Origin of the sequence: Paracoccus sp. FO-3, assembly GCF_006386455.1 — a bacterium.
In the GTDB taxonomy this organism is placed as follows: Bacteria; Pseudomonadota; Alphaproteobacteria; order Rhodobacterales; family Rhodobacteraceae; genus Paracoccus; species Paracoccus versutus.
Genome location: NZ_VCBQ01000150.1, coordinates 1 through 8,601 on the forward strand (window position 1 = coordinate 1; position 8,601 = coordinate 8,601).

Consider the following 8,601-nt stretch of genomic DNA (forward strand, 5'->3'; position numbering starts at 1 on the left):
GTCGGCTGCGGCATTGGCGCCCTGCTGCGCCGGGGGCGGGGGCTCGGCCGGTGCCTGGGCCGGCGGGGGCGGCACGTCGCCGGCCAGCCGGCCCATCGGATCGCCGCCGCTCCACAGCCACAATCCGCCAAGCGCAAGGGCAAGAATCACGATCACGGCCAGGAATTTCTTCATCGGTCTCTCCGTCAGGGCTGTGGCGGGTCGCCCCTTCTATGCCATGCCGCGCCAAGGGGGGGAAGCGGCCCCGCAAAACCGTGCAAAACGGCGGCGGAACCTGGGGCCGAGCCATCGAATCCGGTTGAAAATCTGCCTGCGCAGGACTATTTAACCGCCCGGAACCCCTGGCAACACAAGGAAGACAGCCATAGCCCGCAGACCGCATAACGCTCCGCCCACCCGTGACACCGGCCCCCGCGTCAACGAGCGCATCCGAGTCGCCGAAATCCGCCTGATCGGTCCCGAAGGCGAGAATGTCGGCGTCGTGACACCCGCCCGCGGTCTGGAGCTTGCACAGGAAGCCGGGCTGGATCTTGTCGAGATCTCGCCGAATGCCACGCCCCCGGTCTGCAAGATCATGGACCTGGGCAAGTTCAAGTATGAACAGCAAAAGCGCGAGGCCGAGGCCCGCAAGAAGCAGAAGATCATCGAAATCAAGGAGATCAAGTTCCGCCCCGGAACCGATACCCATGATTACGACGTCAAGATGCGCTCGGTCATGAAGTTCCTGGCCGAGGGCGACAAGGTCAAGATCACCCTGCGCTTCCGCGGCCGCGAGATGGCGCACCAGCAGCTTGGGGTCGAGCTTCTGAACCGTGTCGCCGCCGATGTCGGCGAGGCGGGCAAGGTCGAATCCATGCCCAAGCTGGAAGGGCGCCAGATGGTCATGATGATCTCGCCGAAATAAGGGGCTTTGGGGATGGCGGCCGAGGTGACGATTCTGGTTCTGCGCGAACCGGGTGCCGACCCGGCGCTGCCCCTGCCCGAATACCAGACCCAGGGCTCGGCCGGCGCCGACCTGCGGGCCGATCTGGGCGGGGCCGAGCTGCTGCTTGAACCCGGCCAGATCCGCCTGGTGCCCACCGGGCTGCGCGTGCAGATCCCCGAGGGCTACGAGATGCAGATCCGCCCCCGCTCCAGCCTGGCGCTGAAGCATGGGGTGACGCTGCCCAACACGCCCGGCACCATCGACAGCGACTATCGCGGGCCGCTGGGGGTCATCATGATCAATCTGGGCCCGCAGCCCTATGCGATCCAGCATGGCGAGCGCATCGCCCAGGCGGTGATCGCCCCCGTGACCCGCGCCGCCTATGTCATGGCCGAGGCGCTGGAGCAGACCGCGCGCGGCGAAGGCGGCTTCGGCTCGACCGGGCGGGGCTGAGCCCGTGCTGATCCTTCTTTTCATGCTTGCCGTGCTGGTCGCGGCGCGCCTGCTTGGCTGGCCGGAATGGCGCGGCTGGGCGGGGGTCGCGGCCCTGTGGCTGGCCGCCATCGCCGCGCTGGTGCTGGCGCCCGGCAGCGCCCTGGCGCGACTGGTCGGCGGCGATCCTCGGGTCTGGGGGCTGGCCGGCGGCGTGGTGGCGCTGGGGCTGGGCTATCGCCTGCTGCTGCGGCAGCTGCATCGCCGCGCCATCCCCTTGCCTGACCCGCCCGCGCCCNCCCGAGCCGGCCGCGCCCGCGCCGGCCGGCCCGCTTTCGGACCCGGAACTGGATCGCTATGCCCGCCATATCGTGCTGCGCGAGCTGGGCGGGCCGGGGCAGGCGGCGCTGCGGCGCGCTCGCGTGCTGGTCGTGGGCGCAGGCGGGCTGGGCGCGCCGGTCTGCCTTTACCTTGCCGCCGCCGGCGTGGGCCGGATCACCGTTGCCGACGACGACCGGGTCGGGCTGTCGAACCTGCAGCGCCAGGTGATCTTTCGCAGCGCCGACGACGGCCGCCCCAAGGCCGAGGCCGCGCGCGATGCCATGCTGGCGCTGAACCCGCATGTCGAGGTCACGGCGCTGAACCGCCGCATCGGGGCCGAGGATGCCGCGCTGGTCGCCGAACATGACCTGGTGCTGGACGGCACCGACAGCTTCGCCGCCCGCCGCGCGGTGAACGCGGCCTGCATCGCCGCCGGCGTGCCCTTGGTCGCCGGCGCCATCGCGCAATGGGAAGGGCAGGTGACGATCTGGGATCCGCGGAACGGCGCGCCCTGCATGGCCTGCATCTTTCCCGATGCCCCGGCCGCCGGCCTTGCGCCCGCCTGCGCCGAGGCGGGCGTCGTCGGCCCCTTGCCCGGCGTGATCGGCAGCCTGATGGCGCTGGAGGCGATCAAGCTGATCGCGCGGGCCGGCGAGCCCCTGCGCGGCCGGATGCTGATCTTCGACGGGCTTTATGGCGAAAACCGGCTGATGAAAATCGCGCGAGGCGCCGATTGCCCCGCCTGCGGCTCTGGACATTTCCGCGCAGGCTGAAACACTCCCGGCCGGAAAAGGAGGCTCGCATGAACCCCGAACTGACGCATTGGACCGGCCCGCTGGGCCTGCCGCGTTTCGACCTGATCCGCGACGAGGATTTCGACCCGGCCTTCGACGCCTGCCTGAAACTGGCCGAGGAGGCGGTCGAGACCATCGCCGCCAATCCCGCGCCGCCGAGCTTTGCCAACACCGTCGCCGCGCTTGAGACGGCCGAGGAGCCGCTGAACCGGCTCTGCGCCATCTTCTTCACCCTGGCCGGAGTCGATTCCAACCCGGCGCGCGAGGATCTGCAGCGCCGCATCGCCCCGCGCCTGGCCGCGCATGGCAGCAAGGTCAGCATGGACCCGCGGCTTTTCGACCGGGTCGAGGCGGTGATGCAGGACGCCGACGAGCTTGCGCCCGAGGACCGCCGCCTGACCAAGCTGACCCTGCGCGGGCTGCGCCGGGCGGGCGCCGGCCTGACCGGCGCGGCGCGCGAGCGCATGGCGGCAATCCGCGAGCGGCTGGCGGTGCTGTCGACCGATTTCGCCCAGAACGTGCTGGCGGATGAGCGCGACTTTGCCATGGCCGTGGCCGACGACCAGCTGGCCGGCCTGCCCGACTGGCTGGTCCGCGCCATGCGGGCGGCGGCGCGCGAACGCGGGATGCCGGGGCAGGTGGTGACGCTGAACCGCTCGCTGATCGTGCCCTTCCTGGAATATGCCGAAGATCGCGCCCTGCGCGAGGCGGCCTGGCGGGCCTGGGGCGCGCGCGGCTCGGGCGCAGGGGCCGGCGGGGCTGCGACCGACAACCGCCCCATCGCCGCCGAGATCCTGCAATTGCGGCACGAGCGCGCCCGGCTTCTGGGCTACGAGGATTTCGCCAGCTACAAGCTGGAGCCCGAGATGGCCCGCAGCGCCGAGAATGTCGAGGCGCTGCTGACCCAGGTCTGGGCGGCCGCCAAGACGCGGGCCGAGGCCGATGCCGAGCGCCTGACCGCCATGCTGCGCGAGGACGGGGTGAACGGCGCGCTGGAGCCCTGGGACTGGCGCTTCTATGCCGAGCGCCGGCGCAAGGCCGAACACGATCTCGACGAGGCCGAGGTCAAGCCCTACCTGACGCTGGAGGCGATGCTGGGCGCGGTCTTCGACACCGCGCAGCGCCTGTTCGGCATCGAGATGCGGGCATTCGACGCGCCGCTCTGGTCGCCCGATGCCCGTGCCTGGGAGGTGACGCGGGACGGCCGGCGCATGGCGGTCTTCGTCGGCGATTACTTCGCCCGGCCCGGCAAGCGGTCGGGGGCCTGGTGTTCGTCGCTGCAACAGCAGCACAAGATCGGCGAGGGACAGCGGCCGATCGTCACCAATGTCTGCAACTTTACCCCGCCCGAGGCCGCGGGCGCGCCGGCCTATCTGTCCTGGGACGATGCGCATACGCTGTTCCACGAATTCGGCCATGCGCTGCATCACATCCTGTCGGACGTGTCCTGGCCCTCGATCTCGGGCACCTCGGTGGCGCGGGATTTCGTCGAATTGCCCAGCCAGCTTTTCGAGCATTGGCTGGAACGGCCCGAGGTGCTGGACCGCCACGCCCGCCATGCCGAGACCGGGGCGCCGCTGCCCGCCGCGCTGCGCGACCGCATGCTGGCGGCCGGCAATGCCGACCAGGGCTTTGCCACCACCGAATACCTGGAAAGCGCGCTGGTGGACCTGGCCTTTCACCGCGGCGCGCCGCCCGCCGATCCGATGGCGCGGCAGGCCGAGGTGCTGGCGGAACTGGGCGCGCCCGCCGCGATCCCCATGCGCCATGCCACGCCGCATTTCGCGCATGTGTTTTCCGGCGACGGCTATTCCTCGGGCTATTACAGCTACATGTGGTCAGAGGTGATGGATGCCGACGCTTTCGCGGCCTTCCTGGAAAAGGGCGATCCCTTCGACGCGGAAACCGCGCGGCGGCTGGAGGAATGGATCTTCTCCAAGGGCGATTCCCTGCCGGCCGACGAGCTGTGGCTGAAGTTCCGCGGCCGGACACCCGGCGTCGAGGCGCTGCTGAAGGGGCGTGGGCTTCTGCCCGAGGCCCGCTGACCGCCGCTTTCGCAAAGGCGCGATTCGCCGACTTCCATGGCGGATTGCACAACCACAGGAAATATGACCTGAGGGTTGGTCGCCGCCAGGTTGGCATCAACCCGTCTATTCCGGCAGGCGGGGTGCCAATTCCTTGATGGCCCGGCAGCCCCGGCCTATCCTTTCCAGGCAGTTTTTAGAAAGTAGGCGGTGATCTGTCCGGGAGGAAGGCATGCGGGTTTCCAATGCGGCCTCGATGAAAAGCGTCGATGAAGTGCCGATCGACAAGATGGGGCTTCGACATTATTTCGTCAATTACGAGAAATATATCGGCCCTCTTCGCATGCAGCCGCTGCGATTGCTGGAATTGGGAATAGCGCGCGGCGATTCGCTAAGACACTGGGAATCCTGGCTGCCGAATGCCAAGATCACCGGGCTGGACATCAAGCCATGCGAGGCACGTTTCGAAAGCGGCCGGGTGCGCTGCTATGTCGGCGAACAGCAGGACAGGGCGGTTCTGGACCGGATGGCGGCGGAACGGGCGCCGCGGGGTTTCGATGTCATCATCGACGATGCCTCGCATGTGGGGCAATTGTCCCGCATCAGTTTCTGGCATCTTTTCGAAAACCATCTCAAGCCGGGCGGATATTACTTTATCGAGGATTGGGGCACCGGATACTGGCGGCAATATCCCGACGGCAAATCCTATCGCCCCCGGCCGCCCCGGCTTTCTCCCCGTGAAAGGCTGCTCGACAGGCTGCATCGTTCGGGGCTGGCGCAGGCGGTTTCCCCGCTGGGCAGGCTGACCGGCTGGATGCGCTGGAACCTGGTGCGGCGGCGGTTTCACGGCCATGACCGCGGCATGGTCGGCTTCGTCAAGGAACTGATCGACGAATGCGGGGCCGAGGACATGACCCATCCCGATTTCGGTGCCGGCACGCCGCGCGCCTCGCGCTTTGCCTGGATGCGCGTCTCGCTGGGCCATGTGGTGATCCGCAAGGCCGGCTGACCCGCCGGCGCGCGGGTCTCAGTCGCGGATCTCGTCCGGGTCGACGCCCCAGATCGTCGTCTTGGGCACCCAGCCCTTTTCCCCGCCGCCCGAGACCCGGCACCAGTCGATGCTGCATTCGTGCAGCCGGACGATGGCGCCGGCCTCGGCCCGCGCCACCACCTCGGCGCGCGGCTCGGGGCGGGCCAGCAGGTCCAGCATGTCCTTGGTCACGATGGCGGTGCGCACGCCCGACAGCAGCGAATAATGCACCCAGCCGCCGGCGCCGTCCTGGTCCTCGACCCGGCGCCAATGGCCGAACTCGGCCACCACGCGCAAGGGCATGCCGGCATGGCGGAACACCCAGTCGATGCGATGCGACAGGCTGGGGCCGCGCCGGGCGTTGCCCTCGCCCCCCTTCAGGCTGACATAGCGCGGCAGCGGCAGGTTGGTGACAGAGCCGCGATTCGGGTCGCGCCGGCCGTCCTGGTGGCGGCTGATCGTCGCATCGGCGGACAGGCCGGGGATCTGCTTGGCGTCCAGCGTTTCGCCCGGATCGGTGGTTTGCGCCAGCGCCGCCGATCCCAAGCACGCCACCGTCGCCAGTATCGCGGCGCCAAGCCAGACCTGTCCTTGCTTCATCTGCCCGTCCTGCTTTTTCGGGGTCTTGTGCCTGCCCCGCATCGCGGGCACTTTGCCAAAAGCCGCCCGGCTTTGGAAGAGAGGAGCGACCATGCCCGCCGTTCATGCGACCGATCCGACCCGCTCGCGCCTTAAAGTTACCGTGACCCGGCGGCTGCCCGAGGCGGTCGAGACCCGGATGTCCGAGCTTTTCGACGTTTCGCTGAATGCCGACGACCACCGGATGAGTCGCGAGGAACTGGTGGCCGCCATGCGCGTCTCGGACGTGCTGGTGCCGACGATCACCGATCAGATCGACGCGGCCATGCTGGCCCAGGCCGGCGACAAGCTGAAGCTGATCGCCAATTACGGCGCGGGCGTGGACCATGTCGACGTGCATTCCGCCCGCCAGCGCGGCATCCTGGTCAGCAACACGCCGGGTGTGGTGACCGAGGACACCGCGGATGTGGTCATGGCGCTGATCCTGGGCGTCACCCGCCGCCTGCCCGAGGGCATGGCCGAGATGCAGGCCGGCCGCTGGCACGGCTGGTCGCCGACCGCGCATCTGGGCGGGCGGCTGGGCGGGCGGCGCCTTGGCATCCTGGGCATGGGCCGCATCGGCCAGGCGGTGGCGCGGCGGGCGAATGTCTTCGGCATGCAGGTGCATTACCACAACCGCCGCCGCCTGCGCCCCGAGATCGAGGCCGAGTTGCAGGCGACCTATTGGGAAAGCCTGGACCAGATGCTGGCGCGCATGGACATCGTCTCGGTGAACGCGCCGCATACCCCCTCGACCTTCCACCTGCTGAACGCGCGGCGGCTGAAGCTGATGAAGCCCTCGGCCGTGATCATCAACACCTCGCGCGGCGAGGTGATCGACGAGAATGCCTTGACCCGGATGCTGCGCGCGGGCGAGATCGCCGGCGCCGGCCTTGACGTCTTCGAGCATGGGCACGAGATCAACCCCCGCCTGCGCGAATTGCCCAATGTCGTGCTGCTGCCGCATATGGGCTCGGCCACGATCGAGGGGCGGGTCGAGATGGGTGAAAAAGTCATCATCAATATCAAGACTTTCGCCGATGGCCACCGGCCACCGGACCTGGTGGTGCCCTCGATGCTGTGACCCTGGCGCCCCGGTTTTCCGGGGCGTTTTGGCCTGACGGCCCGGATGTCTCATGTCGTTTCCTTGCCAGGATCGTGTCGCGGGGAACGGCAGTGCCGCGCGTCGTTCCGGCATTTGATCGGCGGGGAAGCCGGGGCAGGGGCTCGCCGTGAAAACCCCCGTGCTGGCCCTTGGGGTCGGAGGCGGTGCCGTGGGCTGCAGCATCGCGCTGCACCTGGCCCGCGCGGGGTGACGCTGCCGGTCGAGCGCGACGTGTTGACGGCCGATGCGCAATATTGCGCCGGGCATGTGCCCCGTCCGCGCCATCTGCGTTGCCTGTATGGGCGAATTGGGATCTGGCCGCGTTCGGCGGCCGTCCCCGGGAGCGGCGGGTCGCGAAAGGCATGGGCTGGAGGGGGTCGGCGGGTGCAGAACTGGCCGCGGGAGGAAAGGGGCTATCGCGCCTCGGCCGCGATGCGGTGCCGCTCCGGGCTGGACCGCTTCGTCGATCTGGAGAAGGCGTTCAACTGAGCAGGCGATGCCTGCAGGGGCTATCCGCCGCAAAGAGGTGATCCGGCTGAGCGGCCGCCTGACGCCTAACGCTGGGGCGCCAGGCGCCTTATGCGGCCGGCGAAAGGGTCGGGCGGCGGGTCGCGGGCCTTTGGCAAGTCCCTCGGCCTGGGCTATGTTCGCCCGGACCTGGCCCAGCCGGGCACGAGGCTGAAGCTGCGCATGCCGCGCGCTGTGGAAGGCGGTCGTGATCGGGGACCGCTCCTATGGCCCGGAAAACAAGGCGATTCGTGTCGACGGCTGACCTGTTCTGCAGCCATGGCCTGCGACGGCCAGGCCGGCCCATCTAGCGCAGCTCGGCCAGCCGCCGCTCCAGATCGTCCCGCAGCGCCACTCGCTCCTCGGGCGAAAGGAAAGCGCCCAGCTCGACCTCGCGCTGGCCGTCGGTCAGCACCAGGTAATCCTCGACCGGGCCGTTCTGGCGCAGGGCGGTGCGCACCCAATAGGGGTTGGTCTGCCAGATGCGGTCCGGCCGTCCGGGATCGCTGCGGGTCAGGATCAGGCGGTCGCGTCCGACCAGCATCACCTCATGCGCCGCGCCATAGCTGCGCGCGATGCCCTGCCATAGCCCCCAGACCGCCAGGGCGGCAAAGGGCAGGAGCCCCCAAAGCACCTTCGATCCGACCACTGCCAGCAGGGGCAGCGCCAGTCCCGCGGCGGCCAGCCCGATGACCCAGACGAAGCCCTGCCGGGACAGTGAGCGGTGCGGCCAGATCTCGAGCCGAAAGCAGACGGCCCCGGATTGCTCCGGGGCCGCGTCATGCCATGCGTAGGGCATCGTTCAATGCGCGGGATCAATGCGCCTGGGCGCGATCCCAGTCCTC

At 69.0% G+C, this 8,601-nt stretch carries 8 protein-coding genes; 6 read left to right on the forward strand and 2 right to left on the reverse strand.

Annotated elements, in window-relative coordinates:
• Nucleotides 1–364 precede the first annotated feature (364 nt).
• From infC to FE811_RS24495, 5 genes are all read left to right on the forward strand, one after another.
• Nucleotides 365–904, forward strand: coding sequence for a translation initiation factor IF-3 (gene infC, locus FE811_RS24475; protein WP_036751709.1), 540 nt, complete (start codon nucleotides 365–367; stop codon nucleotides 902–904).
• A gap of 12 nt (nucleotides 905–916) precedes the next feature.
• On the forward strand, nucleotides 917–1,378 hold the full coding sequence (gene dut / locus FE811_RS24480) for a dUTP diphosphatase (protein WP_036751707.1): 462 nt from the start codon (nucleotides 917–919) through the stop codon (nucleotides 1,376–1,378).
• 53 nt (nucleotides 1,379–1,431) lie between these two features.
• On the forward strand, nucleotides 1,432–2,451 hold the full coding sequence (locus tag FE811_RS24485; protein ID WP_370362704.1) for a ThiF family adenylyltransferase: 1,020 nt from the start codon (nucleotides 1,432–1,434) through the stop codon (nucleotides 2,449–2,451).
• A gap of 29 nt (nucleotides 2,452–2,480) precedes the next feature.
• On the forward strand, nucleotides 2,481–4,517 hold the full coding sequence (locus FE811_RS24490) for a M3 family metallopeptidase (RefSeq protein ID WP_116222879.1): 2,037 nt from the start codon (nucleotides 2,481–2,483) through the stop codon (nucleotides 4,515–4,517).
• Nucleotides 4,518–4,728: 211 nt separating this feature from the next.
• Nucleotides 4,729–5,505, forward strand: a complete 777-nt coding sequence (locus tag FE811_RS24495; RefSeq protein ID WP_116222878.1) for a class I SAM-dependent methyltransferase — start codon at nucleotides 4,729–4,731, stop codon at nucleotides 5,503–5,505.
• A gap of 18 nt (nucleotides 5,506–5,523) precedes the next feature.
• Here the strand turns inward: FE811_RS24495 and FE811_RS24500 are convergent, their stop codons facing one another.
• Nucleotides 5,524–6,126, reverse strand: a complete 603-nt coding sequence (locus FE811_RS24500) for an SH3 domain-containing protein (RefSeq protein ID WP_243786219.1) — start codon at nucleotides 6,124–6,126, stop codon at nucleotides 5,524–5,526.
• A 91-nt stretch (nucleotides 6,127–6,217) separates the two neighbouring features.
• On the opposite strand from FE811_RS24500, the gene FE811_RS24505 reads away from it, so the two are divergent.
• Entirely contained in the window at nucleotides 6,218–7,228 is a 1,011-nt protein-coding gene (locus tag FE811_RS24505; protein WP_036751699.1) for a D-glycerate dehydrogenase, read from the forward strand.
• An 835-nt stretch (nucleotides 7,229–8,063) separates the two neighbouring features.
• Here the strand turns inward: FE811_RS24505 and FE811_RS24510 are convergent.
• A complete protein-coding gene (locus tag FE811_RS24510) occupies nucleotides 8,064–8,555 on the reverse strand; it encodes a DUF2244 domain-containing protein (RefSeq protein ID WP_116222877.1) in 492 nt (163 codons plus the stop codon).
• Between the last annotated feature and the right edge of the window lie 46 nt (nucleotides 8,556–8,601).